13 protein-coding genes are annotated in these 15,593 nt (G+C 61.5%); 7 read left to right on the top strand and 6 right to left on the bottom strand.

The window, feature by feature from the left end; all coding sequences use genetic code 11:
- Window positions 1-294 precede the first annotated feature (294 nt).
- Together ACXJKO_RS23170 and recA are read right to left on the bottom strand one after the other, a co-directional pair.
- A complete protein-coding gene (locus ACXJKO_RS23170; protein WP_457093432.1) occupies window positions 295-636 on the bottom strand; it encodes a hypothetical protein in 342 nt (113 codons plus the stop codon).
- A 258-nt stretch (window positions 637-894) separates the two neighbouring features.
- Entirely contained in the window at window positions 895-1,935 is a 1,041-nt protein-coding gene (gene recA, locus ACXJKO_RS23175; RefSeq protein WP_457093433.1) for a recombinase RecA, read from the bottom strand.
- Window positions 1,936-2,110: 175 nt separating this feature from the next.
- On the opposite strand from recA, the gene ACXJKO_RS23180 reads away from it, so the two are divergent.
- The 5 genes from ACXJKO_RS23180 (at window position 2,111) to ACXJKO_RS23200 (ending at window position 10,246) form a co-directional block, all read left to right on the top strand.
- Window positions 2,111-4,183: an ATP-dependent helicase gene (locus tag ACXJKO_RS23180; protein ID WP_457093444.1), complete on the top strand. Its 2,073-nt coding sequence runs from the start codon at window positions 2,111-2,113 to the stop codon at window positions 4,181-4,183.
- Window positions 4,184-4,586: 403 nt separating this feature from the next.
- Window positions 4,587-5,339, top strand: coding sequence for an ImuA family protein (locus ACXJKO_RS23185; RefSeq protein WP_457093434.1), 753 nt, complete (start codon window positions 4,587-4,589; stop codon window positions 5,337-5,339).
- Window positions 5,257-6,756, top strand: coding sequence for a Y-family DNA polymerase (locus ACXJKO_RS23190; RefSeq protein ID WP_457093435.1), 1,500 nt, complete (start codon window positions 5,257-5,259; stop codon window positions 6,754-6,756). The genes ACXJKO_RS23185 and ACXJKO_RS23190 overlap by 83 nt, the downstream gene beginning before the upstream one ends.
- Window positions 6,753-10,013: an error-prone DNA polymerase gene (locus ACXJKO_RS23195; RefSeq protein ID WP_457093436.1), complete on the top strand. Its 3,261-nt coding sequence runs from the start codon at window positions 6,753-6,755 to the stop codon at window positions 10,011-10,013. The genes ACXJKO_RS23190 and ACXJKO_RS23195 overlap by 4 nt, the downstream gene beginning before the upstream one ends.
- Before the next feature lie 11 nt (window positions 10,014-10,024).
- The gene (locus tag ACXJKO_RS23200) at window positions 10,025-10,246 is read left to right on the top strand and encodes a GcrA family cell cycle regulator (protein WP_457093437.1); all 222 of its coding nucleotides are present in this window, start codon (window positions 10,025-10,027) and stop codon (window positions 10,244-10,246) included.
- A gap of 18 nt (window positions 10,247-10,264) precedes the next feature.
- Here ACXJKO_RS23200 and ACXJKO_RS23205 read toward each other — a convergent pair whose 3' ends face one another.
- Complete coding sequence (locus ACXJKO_RS23205) at window positions 10,265-10,876, bottom strand: hypothetical protein (RefSeq protein ID WP_457093438.1); 612 nt, start codon at window positions 10,874-10,876, stop codon at window positions 10,265-10,267.
- A 95-nt stretch (window positions 10,877-10,971) separates the two neighbouring features.
- Here ACXJKO_RS23205 and ACXJKO_RS23210 point away from each other — a divergent pair, with 95 nt between their 5' ends.
- Window positions 10,972-11,646 (top strand): SOS response-associated peptidase, encoded by a 675-nt coding sequence (locus tag ACXJKO_RS23210; RefSeq protein WP_457093439.1) that lies wholly within the window; start codon window positions 10,972-10,974, stop codon window positions 11,644-11,646.
- A 377-nt stretch (window positions 11,647-12,023) separates the two neighbouring features.
- On the top strand, window positions 12,024-12,830 hold the full coding sequence (locus tag ACXJKO_RS23215; RefSeq protein WP_457093440.1) for a restriction endonuclease: 807 nt from the start codon (window positions 12,024-12,026) through the stop codon (window positions 12,828-12,830).
- Window positions 12,831-12,849: 19 nt separating this feature from the next.
- On the opposite strand, the gene dinB is transcribed toward ACXJKO_RS23215, so the two are convergent.
- The 3 genes from dinB to ACXJKO_RS23230 form a co-directional block, all read right to left on the bottom strand.
- Window positions 12,850-13,992: a DNA polymerase IV gene (gene dinB, locus ACXJKO_RS23220; RefSeq protein ID WP_457093441.1), complete on the bottom strand. Its 1,143-nt coding sequence runs from the start codon at window positions 13,990-13,992 to the stop codon at window positions 12,850-12,852.
- An 85-nt stretch (window positions 13,993-14,077) separates the two neighbouring features.
- The gene (locus ACXJKO_RS23225; RefSeq protein ID WP_457093442.1) at window positions 14,078-14,518 is read right to left on the bottom strand and encodes an Ivy family c-type lysozyme inhibitor; all 441 of its coding nucleotides are present in this window, start codon (window positions 14,516-14,518) and stop codon (window positions 14,078-14,080) included.
- 228 nt (window positions 14,519-14,746) lie between these two features.
- On the bottom strand, window positions 14,747-15,184 hold the full coding sequence (locus tag ACXJKO_RS23230) for a hypothetical protein (protein ID WP_457093443.1): 438 nt from the start codon (window positions 15,182-15,184) through the stop codon (window positions 14,747-14,749).
- Window positions 15,185-15,593: the final 409 nt, after the last annotated feature.

Genomic DNA, 15,593 nt, shown 5'->3' on the forward strand with positions numbered 1-15,593 from the left:
AATGCCGACCAGCCGGGCAGCCTCGGCCCGGGTCATGCCGTCCAGGGCGTTGGCGATCGCCAGGAGCCGCAGGGCGGCCCGACAATCCTTCTCGCGAGCGGCTCGCGAGCGCAGATCTGATGGCGAGTCGTCCTGACGGATCGGGAGCCCGGCCATGCTGACCTCCATCAACAGCGTCCCCGGTGATCAGTGAATCACCCCACGCTCGTCATCGCAAATGCGAGTCAGCAATTCTCTGGATGGGTATAAGGGCACCTGCCTCTCACTCTTGAGGAGAGGCAGGCGAGAGAGCCCTCACCACGCTTGCTGATGGACCTGGACTGGTCGAGACCCAGAGCTGGCATCTGGCGTCGCGAGCATACCGCGATCGATGGCCTGCTCCAGCACGGCCGCAACGGCACTTTCGTCTCCAACACGCACGCTGTCCTCGTAAGCCGATACGGCCGGGACAGTCAGAGTACGAATGTCGAAGCGGAAGGGGTCGGAAGCGTAGGTCCCATCTGGAGAGGTTGTGAAGATGTGGGACGAGGGCGGATAGCTGGCCGGATCGTCGAACTGGTACATGCGATAGATCGTGACCCCCTCATATTCCAGAAACGTCTCCGGATTGGTGATGTCCATGGACTGAGTGATCATGGTTACCCCTTCGTTATTGTTTAGCTTGGAGAGGCCTGTTTAGCCGCGATGGGGGCAGAAATGCGGCGATGTCAGCGAAAGCATCGTCTAAACCGCTAGCAGGCATCGGCACTCCTGCCTCGCAACGGCAGGCGGAGCCTCATGCTCTATCCTTCCAGGGTCAGAAAGGCCGCTGACAGATCGGCGGCCTTTTAACACCCAAGCAGCGAGGAGATGCCTGTCAACAGGAGCGCCTGGTGCTCGCCGCCTGGGAAGGTCTTAGGCTGCGTCTTCCGATGCGCTCACATCATCGTTGCCCTGTAGCTCCGCAATCAGGAGACCGGCATTCTGGCGGATCTTGCCTTCGATCTCGGCCGCGACTTCCGGATTGTCCTTCAGGAACGTCTTGGCGTTCTCTCGGCCCTGGCCGAGGCGCTGGCTGTCATAGGAGAACCAGGCGCCGGACTTTTCGACCACGTGCGCCTTCACCCCGAGATCGATCAGCTCACCCATCTTTGAGATGCCCTCGCCAAACATGATGTCAAACTCGACCTGCTTGAAGGGCGGAGCAACCTTGTTCTTGACGACCTTCACGCGCACCTGGTTGCCGATCGGCTCATCGCGGTCCTTCAGGGTCGAAGTGCGACGGATGTCGAGACGCACAGAGGCGTAGAACTTGAGCGCGTTGCCACCCGTCGTGGTCTCAGGCGAGCCGTACATGACGCCGATCTTCATGCGGATCTGGTTGATGAAGATCACCATCGTCTTGGTGCGGCTGATCGAACCGGTAAGCTTGCGCAGGGCCTGGCTCATCAGGCGGGCTTGCAACCCAGGACGGCTCTCGCCCATCTCGCCCTCGATCTCGGCTTTCGGGGTCAGGGCCGCCACCGAGTCGATGACGAGAATATCCACGGAGCTTGAGCGCACGAGCGTATCGGCAATCTCAAGCGCCTGCTCGCCATTGTCAGGCTGGGAGACGAGAAGATTGTCCAGGTTCACGCCGAGCTTGCGAGCGTAGACGGGATCCAAGGCGTGCTCGGCATCAATGAAGCCGCAGACGCCGCCCTTCTTCTGAGCCTCGGCGATGGTCTGGAGTGCGAGCGTCGTCTTGCCCGACGACTCCGGTCCATAGACCTCGATGATCCGGCCGCGGGGCAACCCGCCGACGCCGAGCGCGATGTCGAGCCCGAGTGACCCGGTGGAAACCGTCTCCACTTCGACAACCTGATCGCCACCGAGGCGCATGATGGCGCCTTTGCCAAAGGCCCGTTCAATCTGACTGACGGCAGTCTCGATCGCTTTTGTCTTATCCGTGCTCATCCCGAATCCAGTGCTTAACAGAAGAGCCGGACCTTAAGGATTTTTGTGGCGGAATAAAGAACAAAGAGCGAACATGTTGTCGCGCCTTTTCGGGGAGGAGGCAAGCTGAGCCATTGCGAACAAAACGGGAAACAGGATCTATAGTGGGCCCAACCGGAATGATTCGAACGTGCCCCTGAACGCCTCTTATCTGGACCAACTCAACCCGCGGCAGCGTCAGGCGGTGGAGCATGGCGTCCTAGCCGATGGCTCACATTCGGCTGCGCCGCTGTTGGTCATTGCAGGGGCGGGATCAGGCAAGACTAATACCCTGGCCCATCGCGTGGCCCATCTGATCGTCAATGGAGCCGATCCGCGCCGCATCCTCCTGCTAACCTTCTCGCGGCGAGCCGCGGCCGAGATGGCGCGCCGGGTCGAGCGGATCGCGGGCCAAGTTCTGGGCCAGAACGCAGGCGTGATGACCGACGCCCTCACCTGGGCCGGCACATTCCACGGCGTCGGCGCTAGGCTCCTGCGCGACTACGCGCCCGAGATCGGTCTCGACCCCTCCTTCTCGATCCATGACCGCGAGGACTCGGCCGACCTGATGAACCTCGTCCGGCACGAACTCGGGCTCTCCACCACCCAGAGCCGCTTTCCAGCAAAGGCAACCTGTCTGGCGATCTATTCCCGCTGCGTGAATGCCGAGACAGCCCTTGAGGAGGTGCTACGCACTTCGTACCCATGGTGCGCCGGCTGGGCCGCCGAGTTGCGCCAGTTGTTCGCCGCCTATGTCGAGGCCAAACAGCGCCAGAACGTGTTGGATTACGACGACCTCCTGCTCTATTGGGCCCAGATGGTGGCCGAGCCCTCGATCGCCGCCGAGCTTGGTGGGCGTTTCGACCATGTGCTCATCGATGAATACCAGGACACCAACCGGCTCCAATCCTCGATCCTGCTGGCCCTCAAGCCGGGGGGGCAGGGCCTCACGGTGGTTGGGGACGATGCCCAGTCGATCTATTCCTTCCGCGCGGCAACCGTGCGCAACATCCTGGATTTTCCGGCGCAGTTCAGCCCGCCCGCCGAGATCGTCACCCTCGACCGCAACTACCGCTCATCCCAGCAGATTCTCGCGGCAGCCAATGCGGTAATCGAGCTGGCCTCCGAGCGCTTCACCAAGAATCTCTGGACTGACCGAACGTCCGTCGAGCGGCCGCAACTGGTGGCCGTACGCGACGAGGCCGATCAAGCCCGTTACGTGGTCGAGCAGGTACTGGCGAACCGCGAGACCGGGATGAGCTTCAAGCAGCAGGCGGTGCTGTTTCGGACTTCGCATCACAGCGGGCCGCTGGAGGTGGAGTTGACTCGCCGCAACGTTCCCTTCRTTAAGTTCGGCGGCCTCAAGTTCCTCGATGCCGCTCACGTCAAGGACTTGCTCGCGATGCTCCGGTTTGTTCAGAACCCGCGCGATCGGGTCGCCGGCTTCCGGCTGATGCAGCTTCTGCCCGGCGTCGGCCCGACCTCGGCCCAGCGGGTGCTCGATCGCATGCATGATGCTGCCGATCCGATCGAAGCCCTGCTGGAAGCCCCTGCTCCACCCCGGGCGGGAGATGACTGGCACTCTTTTGTCGACGCGATCAAGCAGCTTCGCGCCGGCACGTCAGGATGGCCGGCGGAGCTCGAGCAGGCGCGCACTTGGTATGAGCCCTACCTCGAGCGTATGCACGAGGATGCCGCGACCCGCAAAGCCGACCTCATCCAGTTGGAGCAGATCGCGGCGGGCTATCCCTCCCGCGAGCGCTTCCTGACCGAGCTGACGCTTGATCCGCCGGACGCCACGAGCGATCAGGCCGGCGTGCCTCTGCGCGATGAGGACTATCTGATCCTGTCGACGATCCATTCCGCCAAGGGGCAGGAGTGGAAGTCGGTGTTCGTGCTGAACGTGGTCGATGGCTGCATCCCGTCGGATCTCGGCACCGGCACCACGGCGGAGATCGAGGAGGAGCGGCGGCTGCTGTACGTGGCCATGACCCGGGCCAAGGACCACCTACATCTCATCGTGCCGCAGCGGTTCTTCACCCATCAACAATCCGCCACGGGCGATCGTCATGTTTACGCTGCCCGCACCCGCTTTATCCCGAGTAGTCTCCTGAAGCTGTTCGAACGGGTGTCATGGCCCGTGGCTGTGTCGGACCCGGCAACGTCACCTGCTGCGGCAAAAGGCATTCGCGTTGATGTCGGCGCAAAGATGCGGGGCATGTGGCGATAACCGAGGTGGAATCCTCCATAGCCGTTTAAGGCTGCGACGACGTTAGCGGAGGTCATAGACGATAGCGCTGCCTGTATTGGAGAGTGTGCGTCTGCTCGGGATCCATCTATCGACACTCGGTTAGATGAAACAGGCGAAAGCGGATAGCTGTCACTGGCGCTATGGCAGGCTCCTGGCCGGTCGCGGTGCCGGACTCTCACCGCATTGAGTGGCCGCGTCACAGTTCCTCCCCGTTATCCACAGCCCTTGGGGCGGCCTCTCACGTTGACTCAATCCATGGGAGTATGTTCATGTTATGTTCCATTTTGTCGCAGTGAGCCAGAGCATGACGGTGCATCTCAGTCTATTCGTTTGTCAGTTCCGTCGCTCGGTTCTCGCTGCCGTGCTCGCATGAGCAGGACCAATGCATTCCAAGCCTCAGGAGGCCATTGCGGAGTTACGGCGGCAGATCGCACGCTTGGAGCGCGGATCGCGAACCCGCAAGCCCCTGCCCTTCGGTGTGCCGTCCGTCGACGAACACCTGCCCGGCCATGGCCTGGCCCAAGGCACCCTGCACGAGATCATCGAGGCGGGGCCAGCCTCCGAGTTTGCCGGCGCCGCCACCCTGTTCACCGCCGGCATCGCGGCCCGGCTCAAGGGACCAGTGCTCTGGTGCCTGACCCGGCGCGATCTCTTTGCACCCGGTCTCCTGCACGCGGGTTTGCATCCGGATCGCGTCATCTATGTCGAGACCTCCCATGACCGTGATGTCCTGCCCCTCGTCGAAGAAGGTTTGCACGAGAAGGCCCTCGGGGCTGTTGTTGGCGAGGTCACGCGGCTCGGCCTCACCGCCTCACGTCGGCTGCAGCTGGCGGCGGAAGCATCAGGCGTCACCGCCCTCCTGCTCCGGCGCTGGTGGACCGTCGCCGAGAAGGACCTGACGCAGGTCCCGACCGCCGCCTCGACCCGCTGGCGCATTGCCCCTGTCATCTCCGAAGTCCTGCCTGCTCCTGGTCTCGGCCGGGCCCGTTGGCAGGTCGACCTCGTGCGCTGCCGTGGCGCTGAACCCCGTACCTGGATCCTGGAGGCTTGCGATGCGAAGGGTCGTCTCGCTTTACCTTCCGACTTGGCCGACCGACCGGATCCGGCGCAGGTTCGGGGCTCCGCCGTGCGATAAGCCGCTCGTCACGGTGAGCACGGCCGGGTCCCGTCGGATTGTGGCATCAACCTGCCTGACCGCTCAAAAGCTTGGGTTGATCACCGGCATAGCTGTTGCCCAGGCCCAGGCTGTGATCCCGGATCTTCATGTCATGGAGGCCGATTCCGTTGGCGATGAGAGGTCGCTGCGGGAATTTGCTAAATGGCTGATCCGCTTCTCCCCGGTTGTCGCCCCCGATCCGCCAGACGGGATCTGGATTGACATCGCCGGTGTCGAGCACCTCTTCGGGGGCGAGGAGGCTCTGCTCAAGAAGCTGCTTGACCGCGCCCAAAGCAACGGCATTAACGCCAGAGCCGCCATTGCCGATGTTCCTGCTGCAGCCTGGGGCATCGCTCGTTACGGCAAGGACGCGATTATCCCGCCTGGCCGAACGGTGGATGCCGTCTCGCCCCTGCCCGTCCAGGCACTCCGCCTTTCGCACGAAACCGTCAGAGTCATGCATCGCCTTGGGATCGAACGGGTTGGGCAGCTCGCTGCCATGCCCCGAGCCCCCATGGTACGCCGGTTTGGCCGGGAGACCGCCATGCGCCTCGATCAGGCCATGGGGCATGCCTTCGAGCCGATCAACCCACTCATCCCTGAAGAGACCGCCATCGCGACTTGCGCCTTTGCGGATCCGATCGGACGACCGGAGGACCTGAAGAGCGTGGTGCGGCAGTTATCAGAGGAGTTGTGTCGCGAGCTCGTCCGACGTGGCGAGGGGGTTCGCCGGCTGGATCTGATCGTCCGCCGTATCGATCAGAGAGGTGCTTCCCTGCGTGTCGGAACCGCCAAAGCAACACGCGACCACCTTCATCTGGCAAGGCTGTTCGATGAGAGACTCGAGACGATCGATCCGGGCTTTGGGTTTGAGGAAGTTGTCCTGATCGCTCATCGCACCGAGCCTTTGATCGAGCAGCAGACGGTCGCCCGCGGCATCGAGAACGAGGACGAAGCTGTTGATTTGAGCCACCTCGTCGACCGGATCACCACTCGCGTCGGCGCGGATCGCGTCTACCGCCTGACCCCTATCGAGTCTCGTGTCCCGGAGCGCATGACGACAAAGATTCCGGCTCTTGCGCCCCCGTCCGGCTCTGCCTGGCCGGAGACGCTGCCGCGTCCGACACGTCTTCTCGATCCGCCGGAGCCAATCATTTCAACCGCGCTGCTCCCGGACCATCCGCCGGCGTTCTTCATCTGGCGCCGGGTTCGGCACAAGGTACTCAAAGCCGACGGGCCCGAGCGGATCACATCCGAATGGTGGCTCGGCAGCCAACATAAGATGATCCGCGACTATTACCGGCTTGAGACCGACAAGGGCGCGCGTTTCTGGATTTTCCGGGACGCACCGATGACCGAGGGCGGCCGCTGGTGGATGCATGGGTTCTTCGCATGACCCGGTATGCCGACCTTCAGGTCACAACCCATTTCTCGTTTCTGCGGGGAGCCTCCAGCCCTGCCGAACTGTTCGAGCAGGCAAAGGTGCTTGGCATTTCGGCTTTGGGGATCACCGACAGGAATTCCTTGGCAGGGGTTGTCCGGGCCTATGAGGCCTCTCGCGAAACCGGCGTACGCCTCGTGGTCGGCTGCCGGCTCGATCTGACCGACGGCACGTCGCTGCTCGTCTACCCGACCGATCGCCAGGCCTATTCCCGCCTTTGCCGTCTGCTCAGCATTGGAAAAAGCCGCGGCGGGAAAGGAAAGTGCTTTCTTAACTGGGATGATGTCGCCGGGTGGAACGAGGGCCTGCTCGCCATTCTCCTCGGCGACGAGTTAGATGAAAGCCTCAATGCTAACCTATCGCGCCTGAAGTCGCTGTTCGGCAATCGGGCCTATATGGCTCTGATCCGCCGGTTTGGTCCCAACGAGCATCTCCGGCTCCATTACGTCGAGGAAGCCGCGAAGGCGGCTGGTGTTCCGACTGTCGCTGTCGGCGACATTCTCTACCATCATTCCGACCGGCGCCGCCTGCAGGATGTCGTGACCTGTATCCGCGAGGGCTGCACCATCGACGCAGTCGGCTATCGCCTCGAGCGAAACTCCGATCGCCATCTGAAAGACCCGGCTGAGATGCAGCGTCTCTTTGAGAGGCATCCGGCGGCCTTTGGACGGGTTCAAGAAATCCTGGACCGATGCACCTTCTCTCTGGACGAGTTGCGCTACCAATACCCAAGCGAAACTGGGCCGGACGAGACAGCCCAGGAAAAACTGGAGCGGCTGACGTGGGAAGGGGCGAACCGCCGCTATCCTGATGGCATTCCCGATGTGGTGGCCGGAACCATCCGGCATGAACTTCACCTGATCGAGGAGTTGGGCTACGCGCCCTACTTCCTGACCGTCAATGCGATCGTTCAGTTTGCCAGGAGCCGGAGCATCCTGTGCCAGGGCCGGGGCTCGGCAGCGAACTCCGCCGTCTGCTTTGTGCTCGGCATCACCTCGATCAATCYGGTCGAGCACGATCTCCTGTTCGAACGCTTCGTCTCTCAGGAGCGCCGCGAGCCGCCCGACATTGATGTTGACTTCGAGCACGAGCGGCGTGAGGAGGTGATCCAGTGGATTTATGGCACCTATGGTCGGCACCGATCGGCCTTGACCGCGGTCGTGATCACCTATCGTGCTCGTGGCGCGGTTCGCGAAGTCGGCAAGGTGATGGGGTTGCCTGAGGATGTGACCGCAGGCCTGTCCGGACTTGTGTGGGGCTGGGGCAACGACAGTGTATCCGACAAGGAAGCCAAGGAGCTCAACCTCAATCTCAACGATTCACGCCTGCGGATGACGCTGGAACTGGCATCCGAGCTGATCGGGGCACCGCGTCACCTCTCGCAGCATCCGGGCGGGTTCGTGCTCACCCAAGATCGTCTCGACGACCTCGTGYCCATCGAGCCGGCGGCGATGGAGAACCGTCAGGTGATCGAGTGGGACAAGAATGACATCGACATCCTCAAGTTCATGAAGGTCGATGTGCTAGGACTCGGCATGCTGGGCTGCATGCGCCGCGCCTTCGATCTCCTGAAAGATCACAAGGGGGAGCATTGTGATCTGGCGACGATCCCGCTCAATGATCGCCCAACCTACCAAATGATTCAGAGAGCGGACACGGTCGGGGTATTCCAGATCGAAAGCCGTGCCCAGATGGCGATGCTGCCGCGGATCAGGCCGGACAAGTTCTATGACATCGTGATCCAGGTAGCGATCGTGCGGCCGGGGCCAATTCAAGGTGACATGGTGCATCCGTACCTCCGCCGCCGGGAGGGTCACGAGAAGCCGGAATATCCCCGGCCGGAGCTCAAGCGGGTGTTGGAGAAAACGCTCGGCGTGCCGCTCTTCCAGGAGCAGGCAATGCGGGTGGCCATCGAATGTGCGGGGTTCACCCCATCCGAGGCGGACCAGCTCAGGCGTGCCATGGCGACCTTCAAGCTGACGGCTGGCGTGACCAAGTTCCGCGACAAACTCGTTCGCGGCATGATCGCCCGTGGCTATGACGCGGCCTTTGCCGAGCGTACCTTCAGACAGCTCGAAGGCTTCGGCTCCTATGGTTTCCCCGAGAGTCATGCGGCGAGCTTTGCCAAGATCGCTTATGCCTCGTCCTGGATGAAGTGCCACCACCCGGACGTGTTCTGCTGTGCCATCCTGAACGCGCAGCCGATGGGCTTCTATGCCCCGGCGCAACTGGTCAGGGATGCACGCAACCACGGCGTGGAGATCCGGCCGGTGGATACCAACCATTCCCGCTGGGACTGCACCCTGGAGCCGACCCGCAATCCGCGCCGCTTTGCCGTCCGCCTCGGGCTGTGTCTGGTGCGAGGCCTCGCCAACGCCGATGGGGCAATGATCCCGCTGGCCCGGGCTGATCGTCCGTTCGCCTCCATCGAGGATCTGTGGCGGCGGGCTGGAATGCCCATCTCCGCTCTGGAGCGCCTGGCGGACGCCGACGCGTTCAGGTCGATCAGGGTCAGCCGGCGCGATGCCCTTTGGACCATCAAGGGCCTGTCCGACGAACCCTTACCGCTGTTTCCCGCGGCGGACGCACGGGACTATGTCATTCGCTCGGAGGCGGATGAGCCAAGCGTTGAGCTCACGCCCATGACAGAGGGGCGGGAGGTTGTCGAGGATTACCGCTCGAAAGGATTGACGCTGCGCCAGCATCCCCTCGCCTTCCTGCGTGCCGAGTTACATGAGCGCCGGATGCGCAGCTGCGCCGACCTGCGGCGTGCCCGGGACGGCCAGCGCGTGACGGTCGCCGGCCTGGTGCTCGTGCGCCAGAAGCCGGGCTCCGCCAAAGGCGTAATGTTCATGACGATCGAGGACGAAACCGACGTGGCCAACATCATCGTATGGCCGGCGCTCTTCGAGAAGCAGCGCCGTCTGATCCTCTCATCGGGCATGATGGCGATCCGCGGACGCTATCAGCGTGAGGGCGGCGTGACCCATCTCATTGCCGAGCACCTCATCGACCTGTCGGACCTGCTCCGCAGTGTTGGCGATCGTGACGACCCCTTCAGCATGCGTCACGGCCGCGGCGACGAGGCGAAGATCGGCACCCGCGACCGCCTGCGTGAGGGAGCGAAAGAGATCGTCAACCCCCGGCCTACCGAGATGCCGGAGCGGGAGCACGCACCTGCCATTCGGGTGGCAACACGCGACTTCCGCTGATCCAGCGGATCATGCCAAAGGTGTCTGCCATGCAAGAGCCCAACCCCCGTCAACATACGAAAATGCTCAACATCGGCACGCGGCAGTGTCGCTACATCGTCTCCGACGATCCTCGACGCGCCGTCTGCTGCGGAGCTCCTACGCGGGAGGGCTCGAGCTGGTGCGACTGGCATCGGCGACTCGTCTATGTTCCGACACATGGAAAAGGCCGGCGTGACGCTCTGACGTCGTAGGTTGGCCTTTCGACGCAGCTATTGCAGATCCAATCCCGAGACCGAGCCGTCGCGGGCCACTAGGGCAAGTCTGATGCCGACCCGCCGGACGAGGGGTCGTTTCCGCCATGTGTCTACGAGCCTGTGGAAGATTGGCGTATCCGGCACAGCGGCGATCACGATGTCCTCGGCAGAGACGTCAAACAGCAGCGCCTGCCCCAGCGCCGTCGTGAGGAGCGCGGCCTCCAGAGTTCCAGCCCTGCGAACGAGAGGGCCCTTCTGGCATTCCGCTATGATCCGACGTCCGTCGACCGTGGTGATGACGTCCCCCTCGCCCGGTCGCGAGTGCACCCGGATCGTCTTGTCGCCGCGGCAGTAAGCGCCGGTCCAGGCGGTCCGGCCGACTTGTGGCTCCTTGACCTGCTCCCATCCCATGCCGGTCATGAAGCGCCCGATGTCGAACACGACGGCATTACCGACTTTGATACCAGCTCCATCGATCGCCACGCTGGCCATTGCTCCCGAGCCGGGAAGCGACAGGATGAACTCGGCCAGCCGCAAGGCCACTTCAGCCTCAGGCATGCGGTCTGCCGGAAGGCCGAGGTCCGGCTGGGTCTCGTCTGCCACGGGTTCGGAAATCGCCTTGCTCATCTTGTCGGTCATCCGCCGCCTATGCCAGCCTTGTCACGATTTGAGAACCAGCGCCGCCGCATAAGAGTGCTATGCCCCGCCGGAGGATCCCGTCTGTGTGCAATCGCTACAGCGTCTACACCACTCAGGAAGCCATGCGCCGAGCCTTCGAGGTCAGTCACGACAGCGCCGGCAATGTGCCACCCCTGCCCGCGATCTTCCCGGACCAGATGGCTCCTGTCGTCCGACTTCATGAGGGCGAGCGTGAACTGACCCGCATGCGCTGGGGCTTCCCGCCCCCGCCCAAGGTCGGTACGCAGCCGGTCACCAACGTCCGCAATGTCTCATCGCCGTTCTGGCGGGCTTGGCTTAAGCCGCAGTACCGCTGCCTGGTGCCGCTGACCTCGTTCTCCGAGTACGCCGATACCAAACCGAGGAAGACGCCGATCTGGTTCGCTCTCTCTGAGGACCGGCCACTCGCTGCCTTCGCGGGCATCTGGCGGCCGTGGACAGGGGTGCGCGGCACGAAGGCCGAGCCCGTCGAGGGCGAGCATCTGCTCTACTCGTTCCTGACCACGGAACCGAACGGCGTTGTGGCTCCGATCCACCCGAAAGCCATGCCGGTGATCCTGACCACGCCGGAGGAGTACGAGGTGTGGCTTACCGCGCCGGTCGAGGAGGCCCTCAAGCTGCAGTGTCCCCTGCCCGACGATATGCTTGAGATCGTGTCCGAAGGGCCCCGGTCCGATCCGCTGGGGGAAGGTGATAGACTTCATACTCAATCAGGATAATGGGCGTGGTTAACATCCATTTGCCGACAGAACATGGCACCTTACGCAAGATCAGCCCCGTGCTATCGGGCGTCATTACTGGCAATGCGAATGGCAGCCGTTTTCCTTGTGCAGTGACTGCGTCCAGAATGCCGGCTACTGAACAATGTGGGAATCTAAGGTTAGGACTGTAGACGCAGGCAGAGTATGAATGCGCCTGTTTTTACCGGCAATCCCATCCCGTTCGCTCTGCAGATCGCATCCCAAGTTGATGAGAAAGAAATTTTCATGTGGGTGAGTTGCTTCACCACCTAGGATCAAGCCAGTGGTAACCCACTTGTGGCTAAGTGAACTCGTCAATTCATTGCACGGACGACTGCAAAGTCGCGCGTAAAAGGATGTTTCGCTATCTTTTGAAATTTAGACTTATCAGTGCCGGCCTGCTGTTGGTTCTCGGGACAAGCTTCTATTTTCATCCGGCTTATGGGTGGATGGCTCTTTTTGCCCTTGTTTTCCTGCGCCTGACCAAGTTGCACTCCTACCTGGTCATCGCGGATCTAGCCGATCGAGTTGCTACGAAGCACATCCGAGTTCTCGCGACTAAGCGGGCGCATATGCTCGCGCCAGACGAGTATGGACACATCAACGAGGAGTCCTGGGACAAGCATTTGAACCTCTTTATCAAGAAGATGCTCCTTCCCGAGTTTCAGAAGCAGAAGGTTGATCATCTCTTGACCGCGGACCCTAAACGCCATCTGCAGCGGCTTCGAACGAGGATCAACCGGATTATAGATCGGTACGAGCCACTGAGTCAGCGCCACAATGACGAGGAACACACCCTTACGGGGCGGGAGTATGAGGTCTATTGCAAGCGGCTCCTCGAGCAGGCTGAATGGTCAGTCGCATTGACGCCAGGATCTGGAGATCAGGGTGCGGATCTCATTGCCGAGAAGAGTGGGCTCCGGATAGCAATCCAATGTAAATTCTACAGCGGATCCGTGGGCAACAAAGCCGTGCAGGAGGCCTATGCCGCGGCTCGATTCCAAGATGCCGATTGCGCGGTAGTAGTCACCAACTCAATATTCACGAAGTCGGCTCGCCAGCTTGCGAATAAAAATGGCGTTTTGCTGATGCATCATGATGATTTGTCTAGCTTGGAGAATACACTGGCGGGCCATGACTCAGGATGCGACCCCATCCAGTAGGCAGTTCCTCAAGACCGCCTTAAAGCTTTAAGGATAGCTGCGGACTTTCAGGCTCCTCATCGGTGTTCAGAGCCGACAGGGACACGCCTAAGAGGCGGACGCTTTTGTCGAGAGGGAACAGCTGTCGAAGGAGGTCGACACCGGCATGMTCGAGCCCTGCCCGGCTCTCAACATAGCCGGGCAGCGTACGGCTGCGGGTGATCTGCTGGAAATCGGAGAACTTCACCTTGAGGGTCACCGTCCGGCCTCGCACGCCGGTCTGCTCGCAATGCCGCCAGACCTTGTCGATGATCGGCTGGAGCTCAGCCTTCATTTCCTCAAAGCTCTCCAGATCCTTTTCAAAGGTGTTCTCGGCACCCACCGACTTGCGGGTGCGATCCGGCTGGACTGGGCGATGGTCGACGGCGCGGGCGATCCAGTAGTAATGGGTGCCCGCCTTGCCGAAGCGTTCCTGCAGGAAGTCGAGCGACCGAGCCTTCAGATCCAGGCCGGTGGAGATGCCGAGTTCATTCATCTTCCTCGCTGTGGCCGGGCCGATGCCATGAAACTTGCCGACCGGCAGGCTCTCGACAAAGGCAGGCCCTATCTCGGGCGTAATCACGAACTGGCCGTTCGGCTTATTCTGATCCGACGCCATCTTAGCCAGGAACTTGTTGAAGCTGATCCCGGCCGAGGCTGTCAGATGGGTCTCCTCCCAGATCTTGGCTCTGATCTCCCGGGCCACTTGGGTGGCATAAGCGATGCCCTTCAGGTTCTCGGTCACATCAAGATAGGCTTCGTCCAGCGACAGAGGCTCGACCAGTGGGGTGTACTCGTGAAAGATCTCCCGGATCTGGCGAGAGACCTCGCGGTAGACGTCAAACCGCGGTTTCACGAAGATCAGCTCCGGGCACTTCCGGCGGGCCGTGACCGAGGGCATGGCTGAGTGCACGCCGAAGCGCCGAGCCTCGTAGCTGGCCGCCGCCACGACACCCCGCTCACGGGAACCGCCGACGGCGACCGGTTTGCCCCATAACTCGGGGTTGTCCCGCTGCTCGACGGATGCATAGAAGGCATCGAGATCCACATGCACGATCCGGCGCTGCTGCTCCGGCTTGCTGGATTGCTGACCGGGACCTGAGGTCCGAAAGTCGCTGGAATGATCGTGTTGGGGATCTGACATGGCTTGGCGTTAGCCTATGATCGTGTGACACTCCCGTATGACCTAGTATGCCGTCGTGTCCAATGAGCAGTTCTTCGCCGAGTGTCTAATCCTGAAACTCCTTCGCCATGAGCTGCCGCTCAGCCGGTGCCGGATGTCCGAGCTCCACGATCTGGCCGCCTGTCTCCCTCGCCTTGACCATCGCTACGGCACGTGATCCATCAGCCGCGACCAGGAAGGTGAGGTAATTGTCAGCGCAGTCATGCGGTTTGCAGATTGCACCCGTAAAGTACACCTTGCTGTCCACCGCCACCTGCTCAACTGGCATGCCGGTCCCATCAAACCGGCCAAACCAAGGCGTGCGCTTCAACCCGGCCGGCAGGATCTTCAGGTATGCTTGGTAGTGAACGGGCATCTTCTTGCGCAGATCCCACGGATAGTTCGGCATGCCAGGAGGTGCCGCCTGGACGGAGATCCCCGGACCGAGAAGCAACCCGGCGACCAGAAGGCCGACACCAACAACGTGTCTGAGAAACCGAATTGCCATTGCCGCCCCTTCGAACTGCCCCTTCGACCTCGTGCTGGCCTTTTGACCGTGTCACGGATCATCCGGGAATTTACCCGGGCCGCATGATCAGTCTACGCTGCAGACCCGGCCGACCCAGCCAAACTGCCGATAAAGTAAATGCCGAGGTCAGCCACACTGTTCGGCTTAACCCCGTTGGGTAACCCTATGACCCCAGATCAACCTGAACGCCCACTGGGCTGAGATCAGCTACGCTTGAGGCTTGCGAAAGTGCTCTGGCATCTGAGGATTACTGGCAGGGTTTGTGTCGTGCCTGGACAAACGTGTGATCCGTGTGCCATCGACCAAGGGCTGTAAATCGGCCTCAAGGGCGTCAGCTTCTTCCTCCGGATACACCTCTTGGCCTTTGATGCGGAGAGCGAACGACTTGAGATGCTTTGTCCTCTTTATAGGATCCTCGATGGTCGCCTTGGTCCATTCATAAAGTGGGTAGTCCTCAACCCCATTCGCCTCAGCTTGGGCGACATAGTCCGAGAATGCGTCGAGCTGGCATTTCATGGTCGCGTCGTGCTTTTCCAGGATCTGAGGCAGTGGTCCGAGTTCTGGGGCGCCTGCATCGCGCCGTGCAGCCTTGGCAAGGTCATCAGCCAGGTAGAGCCGCAACTGGTATTGCCACTGTTCACTCATGCCTCAGCTCCATCGAAACAGTTCGGCGCAGCCGCAATGCCGAGAATTCTAACACCTTTCTTCAAGTCAGCCGGAACTGAAAATTGTCGTCAGATCGAAGCGCGACTTTCACCGACGTGAATGAAGGTCCGCTTTCTGCCCGAACGCAGAATTTCGGCTAACGTCTGCCTCGTGCCGATTGCGTTGAAAAAGTCGGCGCTCGAACGGCCTGAGTAGCGACGGGGTTTGCTTGCGGAGGTCAGAGCTGTGATGAGTTGGGTGCTTGTGCTCCCCTCAGGCCGCTTGGGGCACCTGAGGCCCTGTCGGAAGAGCCAGCTTAGCGAGCTTTCTCAGGTTCTGGGCGGTTGCGGCCAGCAGGAACTCATCCTGAGCACCACACGGCCCTCTCAGCCGTAGATGTCCCATCTTG

This window comes from Microvirga sp. P5_D2 (genome assembly GCF_054049475.1).

Coding starts and splice junctions, on each gene's coding strand:
- ACXJKO_RS23170 (WP_457093432.1), bottom strand. CDS start 636: ATGATCACTCAGTCCATGGACATCACCAATCCGGAGACGTTTCTGGAA.
- recA (WP_457093433.1), bottom strand. CDS start 1,935: ATGAGCACGGATAAGACAAAAGCGATCGAGACTGCCGTCAGTCAGATT.
- ACXJKO_RS23185 (WP_457093434.1), top strand. CDS start 4,587: ATGCATTCCAAGCCTCAGGAGGCCATTGCGGAGTTACGGCGGCAGATC.
- ACXJKO_RS23190 (WP_457093435.1), top strand. CDS start 5,257: ATGCGAAGGGTCGTCTCGCTTTACCTTCCGACTTGGCCGACCGACCGG.
- ACXJKO_RS23200 (WP_457093437.1), top strand. CDS start 10,025: ATGCCAAAGGTGTCTGCCATGCAAGAGCCCAACCCCCGTCAACATACG.
- ACXJKO_RS23205 (WP_457093438.1), bottom strand. CDS start 10,876: ATGAGCAAGGCGATTTCCGAACCCGTGGCAGACGAGACCCAGCCGGAC.
- ACXJKO_RS23215 (WP_457093440.1), top strand. CDS start 12,024: ATGTTTCGCTATCTTTTGAAATTTAGACTTATCAGTGCCGGCCTGCTG.
- ACXJKO_RS23225 (WP_457093442.1), bottom strand. CDS start 14,518: ATGGCAATTCGGTTTCTCAGACACGTTGTTGGTGTCGGCCTTCTGGTC.
- ACXJKO_RS23230 (WP_457093443.1), bottom strand. CDS start 15,184: ATGAGTGAACAGTGGCAATACCAGTTGCGGCTCTACCTGGCTGATGAC.